This is a genomic window from Vibrio eleionomae (assembly GCF_009874545.1).
GTDB lineage: Bacteria > Pseudomonadota > Gammaproteobacteria > Enterobacterales > Vibrionaceae > Vibrio > Vibrio nitrifigilis.
Map to the genome: position 1 here is coordinate 14944 of NZ_WEKT01000022.1, position 22098 is coordinate 37041.

Here is a 22098-nt window from a genome sequence, read left to right on the forward strand (position 1 = left end):
AATAATGCCTTTGCTCTTTTGAATTTTTAAAATATGGAATTTTAGGCAAACAATGCCGAGTATCAGGCAAACTAAATAATAAGCTACCGTGGCATAATTTCTCTCTCGTTGAGATCATGAACATGATGATGTTCACTCAGTGAGTACATTTAAATAATCAGCAGAGTGGAGATATTCTCGATGGAATATACAACATTAAATAACAACCTTAAAATGCCGATGGCTGGATTTGGCGTTTTTCAAGTCACCGATAAAGAAGAGTGCAAACAATCGGTTCTGAGTGCGATTCGTGCTGGATACCGTCTTATCGATACTGCTGCTGTTTATGGAAATGAAGACGCGGTTGGCGATGCCGTACGCGAAGCGATTGCCGAAGGAGTTTGCACCCGTGACGAGTTATTTATCACCTCAAAACTGTGGGTGCAAGATATGGCCAATTACGATATGGCCAAAGCAGGGATTGAATCATCCCTTCAAAAAGCAGGCTTGGACTACTTTGATTTATATCTACTTCACCAAGCAATGGGCGATTACTTTAGTGCATGGCGTGCACTTGAAGACGCGTATGAGGAAGGCAAATTAAAGTCTATTGGCGTCTCAAATTTCTACGCTCATGTACTCGCTAATTTCTGTGAAACCGTAAAAGTCACACCTATGGTCAATCAGGTGGAATTACACCCATATTTTGCTCAACCTGAAGCAGTTGAAACGATGAAATATTATAACGTTCAACCTGAAGCATGGGCACCGTTGGGGGGCGGACGTCATCAGCCATTTGAAGATAAAATGTTGCTCAGCATTGCTGCACAACATGGTAAGAGTGTTGCTCAAGTTATCTTACGCTGGAATATGCAACGAGGCGTAACAGTGATTCCGAAATCTACGCACAATGAACGCATCAAACAGAATTTTGATATTTGGGATTTCGAATTATCAAGCGCCGAAATGGAACAAATTAATACGTTAGATTTGGGTTATGTGGGAGAAGCCGTAAAACACTTTAATCCGCAATTTGTTCGTGGTTGTTTAGGCGTAAAAATTCACGATTAGAGAAATAAATTAACAAGGACAGGCACCAACTCTTATCGTGCCTGTCCCCGTAACTACCTTCCCGAAAATAATTGCAACCAAAGGCCACTATATTGCCTTTCTACACATAACAGGTATCCACTGCTGATGTTCAAAGGATTGAACTTTATCCAGGCCATGACGGCCTGTTTTTTATGTTTGCATTGGGTAACAGACAACAATAGAAAAATAAAAAACTTGTCGAACATAACAAGGACAGGCAACCATATTTTAGCCAATATGAATTTGATACTATCTTCATAAAAGCTGGTTTTTCTAAGTGGAGTACATATGAACGATTCGCAGCAAACTAAAAATGCCACTCAGCGCTTAGCAAGTCTCATTCAAAAGTGGACAGAGAATACTAATCAGTTTGATACAGGTATTAAAGGTTTACGATTAAGTCACTGGACGTCACCGACACCGCCGACTAGCTATACCCATAAAGCGTCAATTTGCTTGATCGCTAATGGCAAGAAACGTGTGATCTTGGGAGAAGATACGTTTATTTACGATACTAACCATTTTTTGATCTCTTCTGTGGATTTACCCGTCATTGCCAATATTATTGAAGCGTCTGAAGAATCGCCTTACTTAGGCATCATCATGGAGTTAGACCTGCCAGAAATATCGGCGTTAATTACTGAAAGTCAACTCAGCTTTTCCAAACATCAAAAGGCCGAAAAAGGTATCGCTATTGGTGAACTTTCAGATTCCCTACTTGATGCTTTCGTTAGGCTCTTATCACTATTAGATGAAGAAGAAAATATCGCTATTCTAGCTCCAATAATTAAACGTGAAATTTTTTATCGACTGCTTTCCTCAGAACAAGGCAGTCGTCTCAACCAAATAGTGACATTCGGAAGCCATAGCCATCAAATATCCAAAGCTATCAATTGGTTGAAAAAGAATTTTGTCCAACCTCTGAGTGTCAGCGAATTAGCATCCAATTGTGGAATGAGTAAATCAGCTTTTTACACCCACTTTCGCTCGATGACATCGATGACGCCACTCCAGTTCCAAAAGACATTACGCCTTAGTGAAGCAAGACGTTTAATGTTGACGGAAAATCTGGATGCCATGTCCACCACATTTAAAGTTGGCTATGAAAGTCCATCACAGTTTAGCCGTGAATATAGCCGTCAATTTGGTGCGCCACCAGCAAAAGACATCAAAGCATTACGCGCTGAAGATACGTTGTAATAGCGGGGGAATGGATAGATAAAAACGCGACATAAGATATCAATGTCCCTCAATAATGACCTCCAATAGATAAGCCCTCACTGATCTATTGTTATATCTGGTTACATAACTCATCTTTGCCTAAATTAATTAGGCAAAGATATCGGACGATCAGGATAACGCAATTTACATTCCCCACCTTAGATTAGTTAATGTAGCTAAACCTTGTTCCCCTCATTGAATATGGGTGAACATTGATTTAGCACTTCACTGCTATTTTTCACGAATAAGGGAAAACGATGAGACATTTAACTAAGGGACGATGGGCGACCAGTTTATTAACGGTGTCTGTCCTCATTATCACACGTGTCCTCATTATCACAACGCTTACAATCAATAATGCTGTAGCCTCACAGCAAGTGTACCGTGGAGTGAATCAAGCTGAGTTTGATGGGTCTACCCAATACTTTTCCGGTAAAGTGCATGTCAAAATGGCCTTTCCGAGTAACGATATCGCTCACTATTCTGGCGCTTACGTTACCTTTGCCAAAGGAGCGCGCACAGCTTGGCATTCCCATCCAGCAGGTCAACATATGATTGTAACAGCGGGTACCGCAATAACGGTGACTCGAGATAGTACAGTGCTGACATTTCATCCTGGAGAAGCGGTTTGGTGTCCACCGGGGATCGACCATTGGCACGGAGCCACAACAAAAGAGCCCATGACGCACTTTGTAGTGACCGCAGCTAATGCGCAAGGCAAAAATGTTTTTTGGAAAGAACAGGTCGCAGATGACGATTATGCCAAAGCGAACCGGTTGAGTTTAGAGCAATAATTGAAAACAGTGCCCATAGAATAGCCTCATATAAACGAGGCTATTGATACCGATTCTATTAATTAGGCAATCGGTACATCCAATTGCTGCTTACCCGCCTGTAGAATCGTCATAACATCGACTGAGTGTTGCAGTAATCCATAACATTGCTCATATTGGCGAGCCGCAAACATCTGCTCGAACGCTCTAAACTCATACACCATATGGTTATCCACATCATGAAGATTGCATACTACTTTTTCACCGCCAATGTGGAGTTCAAGTGAAGGAACAATATTAGGAGTACCGCGGATCACTAAATATCCTTCTTCCCCCTGAACAGTAAAATGCCCATCACTTGCCGAATCTTTTGCGCCGGCGCATACAGCAATGAAGTCTGGATACGTTAATAACATTACACCTGATGTATCGACACCATTAAATCCACGGTTAAAACTGTACTGGGCATTTTCTGGTTTACCGAAAAGATAACAAGCTAGGTGAATGTTATAGATATTGATATCGTAAAGCGCACCACCAGAGCAAGCAGGATCAAAAGCTGGGTGAACAATTTCCTGAAGATAATTGGCGTAACGGCTTGATAGCTGAGAATAATTCCCTTGCACCAATTTAACCTGCCCTATCTTGGGTAAATAGTCTTTGAATAAAGCTATATTAGGGGAATGAATGTTAGTGACCGCTTCAAATAGAAACAATGACTTTTGTTTGGCAAGTTCATTGAGTGTCACTAACTCTTCTACTGTGTTAGTAAACGGTTTTTCACAAATAACATGCTTATTGGCCTCTAGTGCTGCAAGTGCATATTCAAAATGCATGTTATTGGGTATACCAATGTAAACAAACTCAATATCCTCATTGTTGAGCATTTCCTGATAATCACTATAGAGTTTTGAGATGCCATACTGTGCACACAGTGCTTGTCCTTTCTCAAGACTGGTCTCTCGCACAAATAATGCACAGCAATCAATGTCTTCGATGTGCTCTAACGCATCCAAACACATCTTAACGATGTTTCCCGCCCCTATGATTCCTAACCGCATACACTTACCTTTACTTATAAAAACGTATAAACAGGTGCTAATATCCGTAAAATCACGTATAAGATTAAGTCAAAATCACTTATTAATACTTATAAAATTGAAATAACGTGCATAATCACTTATAAACAATTATGATCCCTGTTAAACGAACATATAAAATTGATCTCATGACCCAAGAAGAACGCCTAATAGAATTGGAATCTTATCTGAGAGAACACGGTAAAGTGACTTTAGAGTTTATCTGTGAACGCTTTGATATTTCTTACGACTCAGCCAGAAGAGACTTAGTAAAGCTTGGCACAATACCAGGAATCCTGCGCATTCGTGGCGGAGCGATACTTAACGAATCGCAAATTCACCGATCATTCTCGCAAAGAAATGAACCCAACCCGACAAAACAAAAGTTAGCGGTACTAGCGGCCTCATTAATTAAACCCAGTGATACGGTTTTTTTGGATGCAGGAACGACCAATATGTTATTGGCTCAACAGCTTGAAACAGAGTCAACCATCATCACTAACTCGCTGGAAAGCGTGAATGCCTTGATGGGTAAAAAACAGATTCGCAAATGTGTGTTAGGCGGAGAATTTGATGAATTTTCTCACACAATATTAGGTAATACGACGGTTGAACAAATTGGTAAGTATCGGGCAAACCTTGCGTTCATTGGAGTCAGTGCTCTTTCTGACGCGGGTATTACGGCTGATAATGAAAATGATGCGACTTTAAAGCGAGCGATGGCTGAGCAATCGGCAAAAGTGATCCTCGTCGCAACCTCGAATAAGTTTAATACCCAACTGCCTTACCAATCATGCCGTTGGCAAGATATCGATTGCTTAATCACAGCAGATACACCGCCCAAGAATATCCTAGAGAAGTTAGAACAGTATGACGTTGAGTTGATATTGTTAAACGAGAATAAATAGCCGCATGGGCTAGGCTATTCCATATTCCAATTCTACTTATGCTCTAATTTTGCCTTAGTAGAGTTAGGATGAAGAACATTACTGACCAGCTTCTTTTGGCACTTTTGGGGTTAATCAATTAGCCAGAAACAACAAAGCCCGCAATAAGCGGGCTTTGTTTTAGAATTTTGGTGCGTCCAAGTGGACTCGAACCACCGACCCCCGCCATGTCAAGGCGATACTCTAACCAACTGAGCTATGGACGCACTATGTAATGTTCCAAACCAATGGTGCGTCCGAGTGGACTCGAACCACCGACCCCCGCCATGTCAAGGCGATACTCTAACCAGCTGAGCTACGGACGCACTGTTTGGGAACGAGAAGGATATTAACGAGTGTTCATCACGGGTGCAAGTCTATTTTTTTACTTTTTGATTCAATTGGCTTTTATAACACCATTTTGCTGTTTTTTTATGCAAATCATTATTTTAGTACTACGTTTTATTTTTTGCGTACTCAATGTGTAATGGTAATGCGAAAGCGAGCTTTCTATCACTTTTTGTGAATCAGGTTCAAAAATAGATTTACTCATCCCCCTAAAAAGGTAATATAGAACTGTACAAACAATAACCATAATATCAATTAACTTGGCTAGCTGCATGGATGCGAAACTTTTTGATAGTTCCCATAATATAAGGTCCTCTGTCCTCTCAGGAATAAGTGTTTCACTCTCGGTTATTTCCGTTTTTCTGGCTGTGTTTTGCATTTTTTATGTGCACGCCTACCTGATGGCAAGTTTGGAGATCATATTCTCCCTGTACGCCTTTTACATTCATCATCGTGCAAAAAAACGCCATTATACAGAGATGGACGTTCATTGTTTTACTTATCTCTTACTGCTTTTGTTTATTGTCAGTAACTTGTTTCTCCCTCCTGAAAATCATGGCTTTATGTGGACCTTGGTATGCCCCCTGTTGATGTATTCTTTGGTGGGTCTTAAACGGGGTTTTATCTCTTCACTGATACTGTTTATTACTCAGACCAGCATCGTTTACTATCGAACTGTTGATTTAGCTGCATTCAATACCACTAATTTAATGGTCAATTTAGCCTCCAGTTATCTGGTGATCTGGCTCATTTCACACACCTACGAGTTTCATCGTCATGAAGTAGAAAGCACTTTGTCCAACCTTGCATCTAGAGATGCGTTGACCAGTGCTCACAATCGATTAGCGTTAACTACCGCATTTGAATATTTTCAAACCCATCGAGATAAAGAAGAGTTGAGTTTTCTGATTGTCGATATCGACTTTTTTAAGGCAGTTAACGATCAATATGGGCACGATATTGGTGATAAGGTATTGATAGAAACCAGTCAATTAATGATGCAAATCGTTGGCGACGATAACCTTTACCGCATTGGCGGTGAAGAGTTTTGTATTACGCTGTTTAATCGCTCGTTAGATGAAGCGCATCTGATCGGCGAAAGAATTCGTAAGCTCATTGCAGCCAATCCTTTTATTTATGATGATCACCATATTCATTTAACGCTGAGTGTGGGCATTTGTGAATACAAAGAAGGGAATCGCATTGAAGACTTACTTCGCATGGCAGATCACGAGCTCTACCGCGCGAAGAAAAGTGGTCGAAATCAAGTTAGGCTATGCCCAACCGCAGAGCAATCCGTTGATGACAATGAGCAAAAGGTTCCAGTTACCGCAACAAGTCATTTATAAAGAGGATGAGCGTTGTCGATAAATTAGTAATCTGATTGTTCAGGGTGTTCATTTTCTTCAAAAACAACGTTATAGTTTTCAGTATAAGTACAGTGAGGCTGACGACTGCAAGTGAAGAAACGTCGCCCTTTAAACTCTCCTTGGGTGGCAATTTTCAGCACCATAGGTGCTCCGCAACGCTTACAAAAGCGCACTTCTTTATCAGGCTCAATCAAATCAATATGAGCGGCGAGAAGCCGACGAAGTCTCCCTACTTGATAACTGAGCTTAATATTGGCGCCAATTAGCGGTAGGCCCGCAGATTTACAGACTTGAATAATTAATTTTTGGCGCTCAATTTTGCCTTTATCCAGTTCTCGTCCGTTATCTAATTCGATGATCACGCGAGGTTCTAGCGTGCGAGAATCACACACTACATAATCAAAATAGCTTTTAGCAATCTGATTATTGGCAATAAACCACTGTTTCTTATTCTTCGTTTTATGTGGAATGATAACGGATGTCATCGACACTTTAGCCAGAACAACACCATGCTGCCCCACCGCTTCCACCAATGCATTAAAAAATGCCCCTTCAGACATGTTTAATAACGAGCCTTTCTTACGATATTGATACTGAGAAGGTTGCTCTTGCTTCAATACATACTTTTGTGTGATATAGAAAAAGACAACTAAGATAACGACCACTATGAAAATGTTAATCATAGTAAGCAAAGCTCCTTAAATAATGGCGTTCATTAGCGTTAAGTATACAAAACGTACTTGGCTCACCATGATGATGGCTTCTAATAGGCGCCGAAAATCGAATAACATCTTGAATGTAATTGGGATAGCGGTGGTTAATCAAGAAAAACTTTACACATTCTCCCAAGTATCTTGACTCAATAACAAAACGGAGCCAAAGGCTCCGTTTTGTTATTGAGTCAATATTAAGCAACGAATGAATTAGAAAACAAACTTATCCATCAGGGTTACCATCTTGCCAATTTCAGGTTTAGTGATGGTATCATTCGCCCCCAACGCAATCGCTTTAGCGCGGTTATCATCACTCATCAAAGATGAGAACATGACGATAGGTGTTTCCTTAAAGGCTTCACCCTCACGTAAACGCTTAACTAAGTGCATACCATCCATCCGCGGCATTTCTACGTCGGTGACCACAGCGTTTACAAATTCGGTAACGGCCACACCTTCACTTTTGGCATGTGCAGCAATATCGTTAAGTTTTTCAAATGCCTCACCGCCATCTTTACAAGCAATGATGTTGTAACCAGACGAACTTAAAGTATCTTGGATCAAACTACGAATAAAGGCGGAATCGTCCACCACCATAATGGTTTTACCATTACGTTTCGCCACCATTTTACGATTAAGGTCAACAGAACGGTCGACCTTAACATCGTATTTTTCCATACTCAGCTCTGGGTTGATGTCCGCTATGATTTTCTCGAAATCGAGGATCATGATCAGTTTGTCTTCTTTACGAACCACGGCCACCACACAATCTTGTTCGCCCGATTCGAGGAACTGACTTGGCGATTCCACATCATTCCATGAAATACGGTGAATGCGACTAATGCTATCGATTAAGAAGCCATTGGTCATGCGGTTGAAGTCCGTCACAATGACATACTTTTTGTTGATGTCTTGGCTTACAGGTACACCTAACCAACCAGCCAAATCAACCAGTGGAGTCAGAATTTCACGCGAGGAAAACACCCCAATCATATGAGGTTGTGCGTTTGGATAATCAGTGGTGTCTGGAACTCGAATAACTTCTCGTACTTTAGCGACGTTAATTCCGTAGTAACAGGTTTTAGTGCGTCCATCCGGAAGTACTTTTTCTAAATGAAACTCAATGATCTCAAGCTCATTGGTACCACTTTCTAAAAGAATAGAACTGCTTTCTTTACTCATAATTGTCACATCGTCCCGAGATGATAGTCGTTGTTACATTGCTGCCCACTTCAGAAAGACGCCGGCGTCCTAGCCTGAATTCGGCTTTTGACCAATACGCTGATTCAAGCGTTATTCTGTTTCTTTTTGCGTACCTGCTTCCAAAAACAGACGTCCTACCCTACCAGATTGTTATCTTGCTGTCTTTGTTATGAGCTATTTAACCGATGAATTTTTATATCTAACTCATTGAATCAGAGACTATATACTCTCTGTGACGGCCAGTTTTAGCAATTCTTTAATAAAATAATTCACTTATTTCGTTTTTGTTCGTACCAAATAACGGCTCAACGATTACAAATCACTAGCACAAATGTAGATGGTGTTTCGATTGGCGTCTAGTGATAGGCGCATCAATTGAGTTTAGATTCTCTAATTCACCTATTTTGTAGTACTCATACCAATATGCAATAACGCACACTTTAATGCACAAAGTATGTTATTTAGTCGCAAAGATCACAAAGATTTTTCTGCACTCTGGTGGGGCTTTTCTATAATTAAATAAGCAGGAATAGCGTAATGAACGCTCACTTAAATAAGTGCTAGCGTTCAGTCAATCGAAAAGGAGGACAATGATGAAGCGAGATGATCTGGGAATCTGCCTTAGTCGCCATATGCTTGTAAGTCATATGCAATCGACATTTACCTGTGTACGTGCGTACGAGGTTGATTCGGATGCCCATGACGATGTGCGAGTGATGATGGCTTTTCCTCAGATGTCAGGAAAAGATGTTCTACTTAGCATGCAAGGCGACCACGAACTTGAATGGCGAGCAGAACACTACTGCCCTTGTCACCATCACTACTAGACAAGGCAAGTCACTCATCATTAAGAGGCTTGCTAACTGGATAAGACAACATCGAAACAAAGTCACAATTTGCCTTTGTTGCGAACGCTCTTAACCCGTTGGCAAGCCTATTATAGCCAAACCGCGTCACTCCCTTGATTCATAGATTTTCGTCAGACTTCGATCTTCTTTGCGTTTTTTCCGTCTCAACATGGTCAGACTATGTGGCATACCATTGTTAAATACATTGATGAACGACAATAGGAATCCGATGATCAAATTTTTGCATATTCCACTTTATCCATTGTCCCTCATGGTCCAACTGGCACTCTTTGCTCCATTCGCTATATCGGCCCCTATTTCCTTTGATCAAGCTTGGCAGATTCTCCAGCAAGATAACAATTCTCTCGCCGCAGAGAGAGCGAATGTTGAACGTTATACCCACTTAAAAGATGCCACATGGGCAATGAACTTGCCGCAAGTAACAGTGGGGGCGCAATACACTCGCTTAAACGATGCCGTCACCTTAGATCTCCCCCTTCCTTCTGCTTTACAGCAAATCATTGCCAGCTTAAATGCCAATCTAGCAGGCTCTAGCGGACTATCAGCAGAGTTGAGTCAGAAAGATGTGGTCACGTCATCAATTCGGGCAATTTGGCCTATTTTTACTGGTGGACAAATCAGTGCTGCGCAAGATGCCGCCCAAGGTAAAGCTGATGAAGCCCAAGGGAATTTAAAAATGGAAGTTCTGGCTCGCTATGAAGATTTAGCTAAATACTATTTCAGTGTCGTGCTGGCTCGTGAAGTTTTAAATACCAGACAAGCGGTCGTGATCGGCTTAACAAAGCATAGAGACAATGCAGCCAAACTCGAACAACAAGGGCAAATTGCACACGTTGAAAGGTTGCAAGCGGATGCCTCTCTCGATAAAGCCATTGTCGAGCAAAAAAAAGCACAAAAGAGCCTCGATATTGCTCAAAGTGCTCTGACTAAAATTCTAGGCCAATCCACTTTAGTGGAACCTGGCGATCCACTGTTTATCAATACGGATTTACCTCCAATGGCGGCGTTTACCGAGCAAACATTGACCACCTACCCTGGACTTGCCATTCTCGATGCGAAACAAAACCAGGCGCAAAATTTAAAAAAAGCTCAGTATGGTAAATATTCTCCGCAGGTTTATCTGTACGGAAATTACAATCTCTACGAGGACGATTCGGTTGTCAGTGATTTAAACCCTGATTGGATGGTTGGGATTGGTGTGAGTATTCCGTTAATGGAAAATACTGGGCGTAGCGATCAAGTGAAAGCAGCAGCCAGTGCGATTACTCAAATTCGCTATTTAAAAGCTCAAGCTAAAGAAGATTTAAGCGTGTTAGTCCAACGCACATATCAACAAGCCGAGCAGGCCCTTGAAGAAGTACAAGGTTTACAATCCAGTTTAACACTGGCGAAAGAAAACCTTCGGTTAAGAGAAAAAGCATTCAATCAGGGATTGTCGACTTCCGTGGATGTCGTTGATGCTGAATTGAATCAAGCGAGCATTCAAACTCAGCAATCTGTGGCAAGTTTCAATTATCTCATTGCGCTGACAAAGCTACTGGCATTGAGTAGCGAAATGACGACATTCCAACATTATCGTCACTCCGCTGTATTTTTAACTCACGGCCAAGCATCGACGCAAATGCCGTCGGTTAAGCGTCCATAAAGGGGTACCTATGAAAGCAATAAAAACATCGGTGGTGGCACTGTTCGCACTGGCTCTGGTTGGCTGGATTCTCTATGCCTTTTACATTGCCTATCAACCACAGCCTATCAAGCTGCAAGGTCAGATTGAGTCACAGCAGTACAGTATCTCTTCTAAAGTCGCAGGCCGTATTGATCAAGTGTTTGTGCGCAAGGGAGATACGATCAGTAAAGGCGATCTCGTATTTACCCTTCATAGCCCAGAAATTGAAGCAAAACTCGAACAAGCGATAGCTGGGCAAAAGGCGGCTGGAGCGATGGAAGAAGAAGCCAAAAATGGTGCGCGTACCCAACAAATTCAAGCGGCCAAAGACAAGTGGCTAAAAGCCAAAGCGGCAGCCGAACTGGCTGAAAAAACCTACCTGCGAGTTAACAACCTATATAAAGATGGCGTGGTCGCTGAACAGAAACGTGATGAAGCACAAACGCAATGGCAAGCTGCTAAATATACCGAAAGTGCCGCCATGCAAATGTTTAAACTCGCCCAAGAAGGGGCTCGTCAAGAAACGATACAAGCAGCCACAGAAAAAGCGAAAGCCGCCGCTGGTGCCGTAGCCGAAGTCGAAGCCTATGCGGCTGATACTAAAATCAGCAGTTGGTTTAATGGCGAAGTGTCTCAAGTCTTGTTACACAGTGGAGAACTCGCGCCACAAGGGTTCCCTGTGGTCACGGTTATCGACACGCAAGACACATGGGCGGTATTCAATGTCCGCGAAGATCTATTAGGCCATTTTCAAAAAGGGGCAATCATTAAAGCCTACGTACCTGCGTTAAAACAGGATGTGACGTTTAAAGTCACCCATCTTGCCGTAATGGGCGACTTCGCGACATGGCGTTCAACAGATTCGGCACAAGGCTTTGATCTACGTACATTCGAAGTGGAAGCCCGCCCTATAACACAAACGCCAGATTTGCGCATGGGCATGAGTGTAGCTGTGGAGCTCGCCCCTTAATGTTCTCGGTTCAATGGCGATTATTAAAGCGCGATCCATGGCTGCAAACATGCTTGCTTTGGGTCCCTATTTTTCTGGCAATTATTCTATGGTGGATATTTTCTGCAGCTATCGTACGCTCATTGCCAGTGGGGGTGGTAGACCTATCCCACAGTGAATTATCACGAAGTTTTACCCGTGATTTAAATGCAACGTCGACCTTATCTGTGATTCGGGTATACCCTTCTCAAGCGCAAGCCAAGGCCGATTTAATTCAAAGCCATATTTACGCCTACACGGTGATTCCTTATGGTTTTGATCGTGATGTTCAACTTCATCGTCAACCTCAAATCACCACGTTCTATAACAGCCAATATATCCTGACTGGTAAGTTGGTCAATTCTGCTATTGCCTTGGTGCAAAATACCTTTAACGCGAAACTAAGCGTTGCCAACCAACTTGGTTCAGGACAACAAACGTTCACTAGTGCATTAGGAAAAGCCGTTCCAATCCAAACTCAAATGACGGCTCTATTTAATCTCAATATGAACTATGCCCAGTTTCTTGTTTCGGGCATTATTCCTGCGTTATGGCAAATTGTTATCGTGGCCAGTACGATTTTAATCCTATCGACTTGGCATCGAAACTCAGGATTATCCCTGTGGCTTGGCAACACTCCCTACACCAACCTGTTGAGAACATTAACGCCTTACTGTTTATTGTTTGCTTTGCAAGGTGCAGGCTACTTATGGTTTTTTTATTCGTTTCTTGATTGGCCTCAGCATGGGCAACTCACGGTATTACTGATTGCTCAGTGGCTGACCATCTTAGCCTGTGTCATTGTGGGTGTGATGATTTATTTCTTAACTCTGGATGCAGCCAGGAGTCTGAGTTTCGCCGCCGCATACACAGCGCCAAGCTTTGCCTTTATGGGCATTACCTTTCCGGCAACAAATATGGGATCGCTGGCAACGTTCTGGCGTGATTTGCTCCCCATCAGTCACTATATCAATGTGCAAATCAATCAAACCAATTATGGTTTAGGTATCATTGAGTCACTGAAACCCATGGGGTATATGGTGATCTATCTCGTGCCGCTCCTGATCGGATTAGGTTTGATTCACTGGAGAACACAGCAAAATACAGCGCATGGGAGCCAACGACATGATTAAACCTCTATGGTGGGAAATACGCGCTTTATTCACCAACTCTGTTGTTTTACTTACTGTTTTTGGTGGTGTGTTTTTTTACTCGTTTCTCTACCCCCTTCCCTATCAGCATCAGACCCCTCGGGAACAGAAAATAGCCGTGGTAAATTTGGATAAAAGCCAAGCAAGCTATCAGCTCGAACGCATGATAGATGCCACGCCACAACTGCATATTGTACAGCGTTTAAATGCGCTAAAAGAGGCGCAACAGAGCTTCTTAGATCACAATATTGCTGGCTACTTAGTAATACCGGAACACTTTTATCGTGATTTAGTGCTCGGCACCCAACCCACGCTCGCATTTGCAGGCGATGCTTCTTACTTTCTTGTTTATGGTACCGTGGTTGAAGGTTTAACAACGGCAGCAGGCACTTTGTCTGCCAAAGCTAAAATTACTCGCTTACTTAGCAGCGGCGAGTCTATAGAAAGTGCCACACGTGAATACGCTCCCTCAAAGATCAATTTGAAACCGACGTTTAACACCCGTATGGGATATGTCGATTATGTTGTTCCGGCTGTTTTTGTGCTCATTTTACAGCAGACGATGATTATGGCTTCAGGCCTAATCGGTGGTACACAAAAGCATCAACACGGTTATTGGAATCAATTGTCTGTCGGAAAAGTAATGGTTGTTAGGTTAGTCGTGTTAGTCGCCGTGTACTACGTACTTAGCATGTATTATTTTGGCGGCAGTTTTTCATTTCACGGCATCAATCGTGTTGCTTCAACTAGCGCATTAGTCACTCTGTTACTGCCGTTTTTAATCACTAGCTGTTTGATCGGAATCTTTTTAGGTGCCTGGACGCCACATCGAGAATACGTCACATTAGTCGTGCTGGTCAGTTCAATGCCATTAGTCTTTTCTGCAGGATTCATTTGGCCACTGGAAAGCATGCCTAAGGCGCTCGTTTGGCTTGCAGACTGTTTTCCAAGTACCCCCGCCATTCAAGGGTTCCTCGCCCTCAATCAAATGGGAGCGACATGGCAGCAAATCGCACCACAATGGACTCTGCTTTGGGGACAGGCACTGATTTGGGCAGGGTTAGCGTATTGGCAGTTCAAACGCCGTGGACGTTGAGCGCACGCGCAGACACATTACTATTCTTGCCAACGTTTTTGCATTTGGGCTAGAGTCTCTTCTGGCACATTGTGTACATTGCCAAATTGACCACGACACACTTTGACCACTAACTTAGCTTTGTAACGTTTCGCTAATTTTCGGTAAGCATCCATTTCCCAACGCCGCACAAACGTATTACTCACCACGATACTTTTTCCTTGCTTGAGCCAATATTCACTCTGATTTTGACACCAACGATGAGCATCGCTCAGCTTATTAGGGTCAAAATGATATTGCCCATCATCATCGACAAAATACATATCGGCTTCGAGATGAATTCCCTCGATCTTTTGCGCCAAAGTTGACTTACCAGAGCCCGGTAAGCCACGAATCAAAGTCACGGTTAAAGACATAAATCACTTATTGAAAAATTGCAGTTATGTATATCTGCATCTTGAGGTTATTTGGGTATAGTACAATCACATCGCTAGAGAATGAACCATTCCTTTTGTGATTGGACTTTATCTAGACCCGTTGATTACGCCTTAATCATCCAGCTTGGATCCCTCGCTAATTTCTGTAATATCGCATTTGGGACTCGACATATCTACTGAGTTAGGTTATAAGTCTAGAAGTATAGACGTCCATAATTATCGCTTAGGGAGAAAGCCGTGCCTATTAAGATACCTGATCAACTGCCAGCAAGAGATGTTCTACGCCATGAAAACATCTTTGTGATGCCAGAGTCGCGTGCATCGACTCAGGAAATCCGTCCGCTTAAGGTTTTGATCTTAAATCTTATGCCGAAGAAGATAGAGACGGAGACCCAGTTCTTGCGCCTGCTGTCCAACTCACCCTTGCAAGTGGATATTGAGCTGTTAAGAATTGATAATCGCCGTAGTAAAAACACGCCAGAAGAACACCTAAATGCCTTCTATCGCCAGTTTGAAATGATCGAAAAACGTAATTTCGATGGTTTGATCATTACTGGTGCACCTTTAGGTTTGGTTCAATTTGAAGATGTTGTGTATTGGGACCATCTGAAAAAGATCATGGAATGGGCTAAGAGCCATGTAACCTCAACACTGTTTGTATGTTGGGCTGCTCAAGCCGCACTAAAACTCATCTACAACCTGCCAAAGCGTACTCGTGAAGATAAATTGTCTGGTGTTTACCAGCATGAAATTCGTCGTCAATTTCACCCATTATTACGTGGTTTTGATGACACATTCTTAGCACCTCATTCCCGCTACGCAGATTTTGATACCGAATACTTAGCGCAAAATACTGATCTGGATATCCTTGCGACTTCAGAGCAAGCAGGTGTGTATCTCGCAGCCACAAAAGACAAACGTAATGTCTTTGTTACTGGCCACCCAGAGTATGATGCTGACACCTTGCACAATGAATACATGCGCGATGTTAAAGAAGGGCTAGAACCGGTAATGCCGGTAAACTACTACCCAGATAACAACCCTGAAAATCCACCACGTGCAAGCTGGCGCAGTCATGGTCACCTGCTCTTTGCAAACTGGCTAAACTACTGTGTTTACCAACAAACACCGTACGATTTGGAAAACTTCAGCGAAGATAAATTTAATAAAGACGAAGACTAATAGTCAGTCTCATCGCAGGATAATCACTTTCTAGAGTCACGTTTACGTGGCTCTTTTTTCATCAGTTCCCTAGTATTTGCCAACTGAGTCGCATCATCACTTTTAAAGCATTCCTCTTTTTAGCGGTACTTTTTACTCTCAATTCGAGTCACCACCGCCGAGAGCAGCAATGAAGCAAATCTTGATAGCAATAACATGCCTCATACTTTTGGGGTGCGTCAGTCAATCGCCACAACACACATCTTCGACGCCGAACTCTATTGCTGATGCGCGTATAGCCTTGGGCTTAGCTTACTTAAAGCAAGGTGACACCGTTAAAGCCAAGTTCAATCTCGACAAAGCACAACGAGCAGCGCCCACTTATATTGAAACCGATATTGCTCTTTCATACTACTTCACCCAAGTGAAAGAATTTGCTAAGGCTGATCAAAGATATCAACAAGCCATCAAACGTCACCCTCACCATGGCGGATTGCTGCATAATTACGCCACGTTTTTATGCCAAAGGCATCACTACAATAAAGCGCAACACTATTTTTCTTTGGCTATTCAACAACCTGATTATCCTAATATAGCGGCAAGTTACGAAAACTCGGCAATGTGTTACTGGCAAAACAAACAATACCAACCTGCACTGACCATGATTGAATTAGCGAAAAATCATGCACCACAACGTAGTAGCATATGGCAATTACACATCCAGTTTCTCCGCGCCATGGGTAAACCTATCGAGGCTAATCAGTTAGAGAACCAATACCGAATAATGCACAATATGAATTAACGAATATTTGTAGGACGTCCATTTTTACCACCTTTACGCTCACGATAGCGAGTACGACGGTGACGATGCACTTTCAACACTCGATGTGCTTTCTTATATTCGCGGTATAACAATCGAATAAAGAGAATAAGCCCTACAAGGAGAAGTACAGAAAACACGGATAAAAATGGCACACATAACCAGTCGGGCTGGCAAGGAACATAGAGAGGAAAATCCATAGCGACCTCCTTCATACTGAGGTGTGGTGCGGACTATCAAGCTAACCTTAACGTCACCAAGGTTAGCCTTAATTTTCGCTACGATAGCATTATCTAGTGATCCATTCCTTGCGCTGAGCGTGATTTTGAAAACTCCATGCAATAAAACGGCTTATTTTTTGACCTTGAGCCATTTCTACAATTTGCACTTCACTCACGCCCACTTTTTCGAGTTGTTTTTTCATCCAACGTACATTGTCTTTTTTTGAAATCAGGCTACTAAACCACAAAACCTGTTGCGCAAATTGTGCACTCTCTACCGCCATATTTTTCAAAAATGCAGCTTCTCCACCAGGACACCATAGCTCGGCTTTTTGCCCGCCAAAATTCAGAGCAGAAGAAACATGCTCTTTGCCCGACGATTGCGCTGGTGTTTTAACTCCGCGTTTGTGCTGATTTTTCTTCAAATTGCTGCGCTTTCTCTCCGTACCTTTCATCGCTTCAGCTAATGAGCTATGGAAGGGAGGATTACAGGTTGTGACCGTGTAACGCTCATTAGGCTCAATCACACCTTTAAAGATTGAACGGCTATTTTTCTGTAGTCGACATTCAATGTGGCCGCGTAATGGCGCGTTAGCTCTAACGAGCTCGCTTGCATGCTTCACTGATATTGGATCGATGTCGCTACCGACGACCTGCCAATCATATTCTACCATTGCAATCATTGGGTAAATACAGTTTGCGCCAATGCCAACATCTAACATAGTCACAGGTGTCGTTTTCGCAATGGGACAGTCCAAAAACAGTAACTCAGCTAAGCGGTGAATGTAATCAGCTCGTCCAGGAATAGGCGGACACAAGAAGCCGTGTGGAATATCCCAATGCTGGATTCCATAATAATGATGCAGCAACGCCTTATTAAGTAGCTTCACCGCTTCAGGATCAGAGAAGGAGATAGTGTCTTGCCCAAGAGGATTCTTTTTAATATGTGTTTTTAATTTAGGCTCAACTTGGCTCAGCACCTTGAAATCGTAGGATCCATGATGGCGATTTCGTTTATGTAGCCCAGCTTTACTTTTAACCACTTTAACCTGCATCGCCGTATTACTGCCGTTTTTTCCCGCTTTTGCGGCGCTTTTTTTAATGATACTTTTAGCCGATGTGGTGCGTTTTGATTGTGCCGTCGAGTGCTTTGGGGCGTTAACAGAGGTTGGTTTCACCATCTTTACTTCTCTTTTAAATCTTGAACCATCATAAATAATCGCGCATCCAGTTCGAGCTGGTGATAATTAGGCTCCATATGGCAACACAATTGATAAAACGCCTTATTGTGTTCTTTCTCTTTTAGATGCGCCAGTTCATGTACCACCAGCATTCTTAATAAAGGTTCTGGCGCTTGTTTAAACACTTGAGCAATACGTATTTCATTTTTCGCTTTCACTTTATTGCCATGTACGCGTGACACATAAGTGTGCAAACCCAATGCGTGATTGATCAGATGAATTTTACTGTCGTATATCACCTTACTCAGCGGTGCCGTTTTCTTCATAAACTGATTTTTTATCGCAACAGTGTATTGAAATAACGCCTTTTCACTTTGAATATCATGACGCTGCGGATATCGCTGCTCAAACCATGGCAGTAGCTTTTTATTTTCGAGCAACTGCTGTACAGGTTGAATGATATGGTCAGGATAGCACTGAATGTATTTCATGACCTCAGGTTGGCTCATTTGTTTACACCTTGCCTGTAAAAAGGGCGCTAAGTGTACCTTAAAGCAGATGGGGATTCATCCAAGTTCGTTGCAAGCGCTAGAATAGATAGGTACACTCCTCTGCCCTGCGATATTGGAGAAAAATAATGAAACGTGTCGTTCTTTATGTAAAAGATAAATGCCCACATTGTAAAGATGCGCAACGCTATTTGGATAGCAAACAGATCCAATACCGCTTGTGTAACGCTAAAATGCAGCGTGGCCGAAAAGAGCTCGATGCGATTGGAGCACGTAGCTTGCCCGTGCTTAAAATCGGCGATCAATTGATGATTGGTTGGAGCCCAAAAAACTTTGAGCGTATGTATAAGGGCTAACCTTTTTTATAACGCGCTATTCCATGCTGCTCACTGCGTGTTTAAACGTACTGTTTAATAAATTCGATAAACGTTCGATCAGCATGGGATAAATACCCTTCTTTGCGCCAAGCCATCGCCAAATCAAGCCAAACGGGTGGGTTAAATGGCACAGCTGTAATATCAGGCTCAACATCTGTCGCTAACTCAAGTAATGCGGTAATGGCATACTGCTGTTTGACTATACTCAAAATCATCGGTAATAAGTTCGTTTCAAAAGAAAACTCGACTTCATAGTGGTTCTCTTTACACACCTTATCAATAAAATCACGATGAAAATATCCTGGCTTAAACATCACCAGCTCGTGAGCAAAGAAAGTATCAAAATCAATGTGTTTTTTTTGCGCTAATGGGTGCTGATTACTTACCGCTGCCACCATTTGGGAGGACAAAATGGCGTCCACTTCCAATTCAGCAGGAACATCTTGATTCAAAATAACGCCGATATCGAGCTCTCCACTCAATAGCATCTTACGTATCGATTGCGCTCCCGCTTCAACCACCGTCATTTTTAAATTTGGGAACTGCTTTTTAAATTCCATGATGATTTGCGGGAAAAAATACGATCCCATCATGCCGGGAGTGCCAAGCCTTACCTCCCCTTTTACAACCCCTTTTAATTCATCCATCGCCAACTGAGCATCATCGATTTGGCGTAAGATACGCAGTGCATGGGTCAGTAATACTTCCCCTTCGTGCGTTAAGCTCACCTTGCGTTCATCACGCTTAAACAGAGTCACACCGAGCAACTGTTCAAACTTTTTAATTGAAATACTCAATGCTGGCTGAGCAATATGTAACTGTTGCGCAGCTTGAGTAAAACTGCCATTTTCCGCTACTGCGACAAAATGTTTTAGATGTCGGGTTTCCATTTACTATATTGATTCGATCTAGTTGTCATTGAGATAATATATTTTATTTATCTATCGACGACTGCTAATTTGATCACGTTGTAATTGATAAAGTGGTTATCATGATTTCTCTCCAAAGCAGCCAATATAAAAAAGTCACCTTTGCTCTCGCGTTTGGTTCTTTCCTCGTCTTTTCTAACTTATACCTATTTCAGCCGATGCTGCCTTATATGGCCCAGCATTTTTCGCTATCAGAAACCAAAACAAACTGGCTGTTTGCGGCATCAACGTTGGCACTGTCTGTAAGTCTCGTGCCTTGGGCAATCCGCTCTGAATCGGTTGGTCGCAAGCAAGTGATGCTTATTGGCTTATTTGCTATGCCATTAATCAGCGTCACTATGCTCATAACCCAAGAGTTTTGGTTATTAGTCGCTGCTCGGGCAGGAATGGGCATCGCGTTAGCCGCTTTTGCCTCTGTCGCTGTCGCTTATATGGTAGAAGAGTTGGAAGCAACTGCATTTAGCAAAGCGATTGGCAGTTATATCGCGGCAAACTCCCTTGGGGGAATATCGGGGCGGATACTTGGAGGGGTACTGACCGATTGGATCGGATGGCAAGACGCGGTAGTGGTCATGACATGCATTACCCTAATCGGCTCATTATTGGTGGCTTATCTACTACCAAAACAGCAGCATTTTGTCGCACAGAAAGGTCGCTTTCGCCAACACAACTTAGATATTATTCGCCACCTAAAAACGCCGAAACTCTGGGTTGCAATGCTTATTGGCGGCACTAACTTTGCTCTATTTGTTAATTTATATTCGGTCGCAGGTTTTCGCTTATCCGCACCACCTTATTCATTACCAGTCAGTTTAGCGTCATTGATTTTCCTGTGCTATTTAGGTGGAACCATCAGCTCCCGTTTAACCAGTATCTGGGTGAAACATTACACCCCGATTCAAGGCATGATATTAGGTTCTATGTGTAGCCTGATTGGTATGTGGCTTGGATTAGTGGAAACCATACCAACCATACTTCTAGGGTTGCTGCTCATTAGCTGCGGTGCTTTCTTTACTCATACCTTGGCGTATTCTTGGGTCAGCCGTCACGCAACTCAGGCAAAAGCAACGGCCACCGCACTCTATTTGGTTCATTACTATGTAGGGGGAAGTTTGGGCGGATTTTACCTGCTCAGTTGTTGGCAACACGGTGGTTGGGAATACGTTGTGGCCGGAGCCATGGTGATTTATGTGGTGATGTTTGCGTTATGCTGGAAGCTCAAGCGAATAGCAAGTCAGTCAACCGAGCAGCCATCGTTTATATCAATCCCCAAATAGCCTAGTAATGCAGGATTCAGAACGTCATTAATTGAGTTTGTGCTATGCTTGCAGCACTTTTATAACAAGCAATGACACATTATGAGCTCAACGACAAATATTCAGACCATCACAACACAAGTGAATCAATGGTTAGATGATGTAGTGATCGGTCTAAACTTATGCCCGTTTGCCGCTAAGCCCCAAAAAAACAAACAAATTAAGATTTTTGTTAGTCAAGCAACGCAAGAAGAAGCCTTACTTGAAGATATTCTCTCTCAATTTATGGAGCTTGATTCAACAAAACCAGCCACATTAGAAACAACCTTGCTCGTGGTTCCGAATATGTTGCAAGACTTTGTCGATTATAATTTTTTCATCGATTGGGTCGATGCCTTAATACGCCAACAGGAGTGGGAAGGCATTTATCAAGTTGCGACATTTCATCCAGACTACTGTTTTGCTGGCTCTGATCCACAAGATGACGAAAACCTCACCAATCGTTCACCATACCCAATCTTTCATTTGATTCGCGAAGAAAGTATGGAGAAAGTTTTGCGCCATTTCCCAAATCCAGAAGAAATTCCGGATAATAATATCGCCCGAGTGTCGGCATTGAACGTTGAACAGCGCAAACAATTATTCCCGTACCTATTTCGTGATAACACTGAATAAGTAGAACACACATAAATTCGTCATGGGATTTCACTATTGAAGATGCTACCCTACGCGCAGCATTTCTATGAGAGAACAA

The 22098-nt window shown here is 42.5% G+C and carries 23 protein-coding genes and 2 tRNA genes; 15 read left to right on the top strand and 10 right to left on the bottom strand.

The features are described from left to right. Positions 1-180: 180 nt before the first annotated feature. The 3 genes from F9817_RS12665 (at position 181) to F9817_RS12675 (ending at position 3086) form a co-directional block, all read left to right on the top strand. Complete coding sequence (locus F9817_RS12665; protein ID WP_161156070.1) at positions 181-1050, top strand: aldo/keto reductase; 870 nt, start codon at positions 181-183, stop codon at positions 1048-1050. 309 nt (positions 1051-1359) lie between these two features. Beyond that, complete coding sequence (locus F9817_RS12670; protein WP_161156072.1) at positions 1360-2271, top strand: AraC family transcriptional regulator; 912 nt, start codon at positions 1360-1362, stop codon at positions 2269-2271. A gap of 278 nt (positions 2272-2549) precedes the next feature. After that, positions 2550-3086 (top strand): cupin domain-containing protein, encoded by a 537-nt coding sequence (locus F9817_RS12675; protein ID WP_161156074.1) that lies wholly within the window; start codon positions 2550-2552, stop codon positions 3084-3086. Positions 3087-3148: 62 nt separating this feature from the next. On the opposite strand, the gene F9817_RS12680 is transcribed toward F9817_RS12675, so the two are convergent. Further along, on the bottom strand, positions 3149-4126 hold the full coding sequence (locus tag F9817_RS12680; RefSeq protein ID WP_161156075.1) for a Gfo/Idh/MocA family protein: 978 nt from the start codon (positions 4124-4126) through the stop codon (positions 3149-3151). A 167-nt stretch (positions 4127-4293) separates the two neighbouring features. Between F9817_RS12680 and F9817_RS12685 the strand changes: the two genes are divergently transcribed. Continuing rightward, entirely contained in the window at positions 4294-5052 is a 759-nt protein-coding gene (locus F9817_RS12685) for a DeoR/GlpR family DNA-binding transcription regulator (RefSeq protein WP_161156077.1), read from the top strand. 168 nt (positions 5053-5220) lie between these two features. On the opposite strand, the gene F9817_RS12690 is transcribed toward F9817_RS12685, so the two are convergent. Continuing rightward, positions 5221-5297 (bottom strand) — tRNA-Val (locus F9817_RS12690). A 22-nt stretch (positions 5298-5319) separates the two neighbouring features. Then, positions 5320-5396, bottom strand: a tRNA-Val gene (locus F9817_RS12695). A gap of 294 nt (positions 5397-5690) precedes the next feature. Between F9817_RS12695 and F9817_RS24400 the strand changes: the two genes are divergently transcribed. Further along, positions 5691-6767: a GGDEF domain-containing protein gene (locus tag F9817_RS24400; RefSeq protein WP_345789733.1), complete on the top strand. Its 1077-nt coding sequence runs from the start codon at positions 5691-5693 to the stop codon at positions 6765-6767. A gap of 23 nt (positions 6768-6790) precedes the next feature. On the opposite strand, the gene F9817_RS12705 is transcribed toward F9817_RS24400, so the two are convergent. Further along, positions 6791-7471, bottom strand: a complete 681-nt coding sequence (locus F9817_RS12705; protein WP_161156082.1) for a DUF2726 domain-containing protein — start codon at positions 7469-7471, stop codon at positions 6791-6793. Positions 7472-7711: 240 nt separating this feature from the next. Beyond that, positions 7712-8683, bottom strand: a complete 972-nt coding sequence (locus F9817_RS12710; RefSeq protein ID WP_202436449.1) for a chemotaxis protein CheV — start codon at positions 8681-8683, stop codon at positions 7712-7714. 614 nt (positions 8684-9297) lie between these two features. On the opposite strand from F9817_RS12710, the gene F9817_RS12715 reads away from it, so the two are divergent. The 5 genes from F9817_RS12715 to F9817_RS12735 all read left to right on the top strand — a co-directional run bounded on the left by F9817_RS12715 (position 9298) and on the right by F9817_RS12735 (position 14474). Next, complete coding sequence (locus F9817_RS12715) at positions 9298-9531, top strand: hypothetical protein (protein ID WP_161156154.1); 234 nt, start codon at positions 9298-9300, stop codon at positions 9529-9531. Positions 9532-9823: 292 nt separating this feature from the next. Beyond that, positions 9824-11218, top strand: coding sequence for a TolC family protein (locus F9817_RS12720; RefSeq protein ID WP_161156156.1), 1395 nt, complete (start codon positions 9824-9826; stop codon positions 11216-11218). A gap of 10 nt (positions 11219-11228) precedes the next feature. Then, positions 11229-12209: an HlyD family secretion protein gene (locus F9817_RS12725; protein ID WP_161156086.1), complete on the top strand. Its 981-nt coding sequence runs from the start codon at positions 11229-11231 to the stop codon at positions 12207-12209. Next, complete coding sequence (locus F9817_RS12730; protein ID WP_161156088.1) at positions 12209-13360, top strand: ABC transporter permease; 1152 nt, start codon at positions 12209-12211, stop codon at positions 13358-13360. Before F9817_RS12725 ends, F9817_RS12730 begins: the two co-directional genes overlap by 1 nt. After that, positions 13353-14474: an ABC transporter permease gene (locus tag F9817_RS12735; RefSeq protein WP_237476245.1), complete on the top strand. Its 1122-nt coding sequence runs from the start codon at positions 13353-13355 to the stop codon at positions 14472-14474. The genes F9817_RS12730 and F9817_RS12735 overlap by 8 nt, the downstream gene beginning before the upstream one ends. 20 nt (positions 14475-14494) lie before the next feature. Here F9817_RS12735 and F9817_RS12740 read toward each other — a convergent pair whose 3' ends face one another. Then, positions 14495-14869 (bottom strand): ATP-binding protein, encoded by a 375-nt coding sequence (locus F9817_RS12740; protein ID WP_161156092.1) that lies wholly within the window; start codon positions 14867-14869, stop codon positions 14495-14497. A gap of 258 nt (positions 14870-15127) precedes the next feature. On the opposite strand from F9817_RS12740, the gene metA reads away from it, so the two are divergent. Then, entirely contained in the window at positions 15128-16072 is a 945-nt protein-coding gene (gene metA, locus F9817_RS12745) for a homoserine O-acetyltransferase MetA (RefSeq protein ID WP_161156094.1), read from the top strand. A 169-nt stretch (positions 16073-16241) separates the two neighbouring features. Beyond that, positions 16242-16853, top strand: coding sequence for a tetratricopeptide repeat protein (locus tag F9817_RS12750; RefSeq protein ID WP_161156096.1), 612 nt, complete (start codon positions 16242-16244; stop codon positions 16851-16853). Here F9817_RS12750 and F9817_RS12755 read toward each other — a convergent pair. The 3 genes from F9817_RS12755 to F9817_RS12765 all read right to left on the bottom strand — a co-directional run bounded on the left by F9817_RS12755 (position 16850) and on the right by F9817_RS12765 (position 18782). After that, positions 16850-17071, bottom strand: a complete 222-nt coding sequence (locus F9817_RS12755; RefSeq protein WP_161156098.1) for a hypothetical protein — start codon at positions 17069-17071, stop codon at positions 16850-16852. The genes F9817_RS12750 and F9817_RS12755 overlap by 4 nt on opposite strands. A gap of 89 nt (positions 17072-17160) precedes the next feature. Further along, positions 17161-18273, bottom strand: coding sequence for a 23S rRNA (adenine(1618)-N(6))-methyltransferase RlmF (gene rlmF / locus F9817_RS12760; protein WP_427916709.1), 1113 nt, complete (start codon positions 18271-18273; stop codon positions 17161-17163). Positions 18274-18275: 2 nt separating this feature from the next. Beyond that, positions 18276-18782 (bottom strand): M48 metallopeptidase family protein, encoded by a 507-nt coding sequence (locus F9817_RS12765; protein ID WP_161156100.1) that lies wholly within the window; start codon positions 18780-18782, stop codon positions 18276-18278. A 128-nt stretch (positions 18783-18910) separates the two neighbouring features. On the opposite strand from F9817_RS12765, the gene F9817_RS12770 reads away from it, so the two are divergent. Continuing rightward, positions 18911-19138, top strand: coding sequence for a glutaredoxin family protein (locus tag F9817_RS12770; RefSeq protein WP_161156102.1), 228 nt, complete (start codon positions 18911-18913; stop codon positions 19136-19138). A gap of 41 nt (positions 19139-19179) precedes the next feature. Here the strand turns inward: F9817_RS12770 and F9817_RS12775 are convergent, their stop codons facing one another. Continuing rightward, on the bottom strand, positions 19180-20049 hold the full coding sequence (locus F9817_RS12775) for a LysR family transcriptional regulator (RefSeq protein WP_161156104.1): 870 nt from the start codon (positions 20047-20049) through the stop codon (positions 19180-19182). A gap of 101 nt (positions 20050-20150) precedes the next feature. On the opposite strand from F9817_RS12775, the gene F9817_RS12780 reads away from it, so the two are divergent. Both F9817_RS12780 and F9817_RS12785 read left to right on the top strand, forming a co-directional pair. After that, positions 20151-21365 carry an MFS transporter gene (locus F9817_RS12780; RefSeq protein WP_161156106.1) on the top strand — a complete coding sequence of 405 codons (1215 nt, stop codon included), beginning with the start codon at positions 20151-20153 and terminating at the stop codon, positions 21363-21365. 81 nt (positions 21366-21446) lie between these two features. Beyond that, positions 21447-22019 (top strand): DUF1415 domain-containing protein, encoded by a 573-nt coding sequence (locus F9817_RS12785; RefSeq protein ID WP_161156108.1) that lies wholly within the window; start codon positions 21447-21449, stop codon positions 22017-22019. The last annotated feature ends 79 nt before the right edge of the window (positions 22020-22098 follow it).

Coding starts and splice junctions, on each gene's coding strand:
- F9817_RS12665 (WP_161156070.1), top strand. CDS start 181: ATGGAATATACAACATTAAATAACAACCTTAAAATGCCGATGGCTGGA.
- F9817_RS12670 (WP_161156072.1), top strand. CDS start 1,360: ATGAACGATTCGCAGCAAACTAAAAATGCCACTCAGCGCTTAGCAAGT.
- F9817_RS12675 (WP_161156074.1), top strand. CDS start 2,550: ATGAGACATTTAACTAAGGGACGATGGGCGACCAGTTTATTAACGGTG.
- F9817_RS12680 (WP_161156075.1), bottom strand. CDS start 4,126: ATGCGGTTAGGAATCATAGGGGCGGGAAACATCGTTAAGATGTGTTTG.
- F9817_RS12685 (WP_161156077.1), top strand. CDS start 4,294: ATGACCCAAGAAGAACGCCTAATAGAATTGGAATCTTATCTGAGAGAA.
- F9817_RS24400 (WP_345789733.1), top strand. CDS start 5,691: ATGGATGCGAAACTTTTTGATAGTTCCCATAATATAAGGTCCTCTGTC.
- F9817_RS12705 (WP_161156082.1), bottom strand. CDS start 7,471: ATGATTAACATTTTCATAGTGGTCGTTATCTTAGTTGTCTTTTTCTAT.
- F9817_RS12710 (WP_202436449.1), bottom strand. CDS start 8,683: ATGAGTAAAGAAAGCAGTTCTATTCTTTTAGAAAGTGGTACCAATGAG.
- F9817_RS12715 (WP_161156154.1), top strand. CDS start 9,298: ATGAAGCGAGATGATCTGGGAATCTGCCTTAGTCGCCATATGCTTGTA.
- F9817_RS12720 (WP_161156156.1), top strand. CDS start 9,824: ATGGTCCAACTGGCACTCTTTGCTCCATTCGCTATATCGGCCCCTATT.
- F9817_RS12725 (WP_161156086.1), top strand. CDS start 11,229: ATGAAAGCAATAAAAACATCGGTGGTGGCACTGTTCGCACTGGCTCTG.
- F9817_RS12730 (WP_161156088.1), top strand. CDS start 12,209: ATGTTCTCGGTTCAATGGCGATTATTAAAGCGCGATCCATGGCTGCAA.
- F9817_RS12735 (WP_237476245.1), top strand. CDS start 13,353: ATGATTAAACCTCTATGGTGGGAAATACGCGCTTTATTCACCAACTCT.
- F9817_RS12740 (WP_161156092.1), bottom strand. CDS start 14,869: ATGTCTTTAACCGTGACTTTGATTCGTGGCTTACCGGGCTCTGGTAAG.
- F9817_RS12750 (WP_161156096.1), top strand. CDS start 16,242: ATGAAGCAAATCTTGATAGCAATAACATGCCTCATACTTTTGGGGTGC.
- F9817_RS12755 (WP_161156098.1), bottom strand. CDS start 17,071: ATGGATTTTCCTCTCTATGTTCCTTGCCAGCCCGACTGGTTATGTGTG.
- rlmF (WP_427916709.1), bottom strand. CDS start 18,273: ATGGTGAAACCAACCTCTGTTAACGCCCCAAAGCACTCGACGGCACAA.
- F9817_RS12765 (WP_161156100.1), bottom strand. CDS start 18,782: ATGAGCCAACCTGAGGTCATGAAATACATTCAGTGCTATCCTGACCAT.
- F9817_RS12770 (WP_161156102.1), top strand. CDS start 18,911: ATGAAACGTGTCGTTCTTTATGTAAAAGATAAATGCCCACATTGTAAA.
- F9817_RS12775 (WP_161156104.1), bottom strand. CDS start 20,049: ATGGAAACCCGACATCTAAAACATTTTGTCGCAGTAGCGGAAAATGGC.
- F9817_RS12780 (WP_161156106.1), top strand. CDS start 20,151: ATGATTTCTCTCCAAAGCAGCCAATATAAAAAAGTCACCTTTGCTCTC.
- F9817_RS12785 (WP_161156108.1), top strand. CDS start 21,447: ATGAGCTCAACGACAAATATTCAGACCATCACAACACAAGTGAATCAA.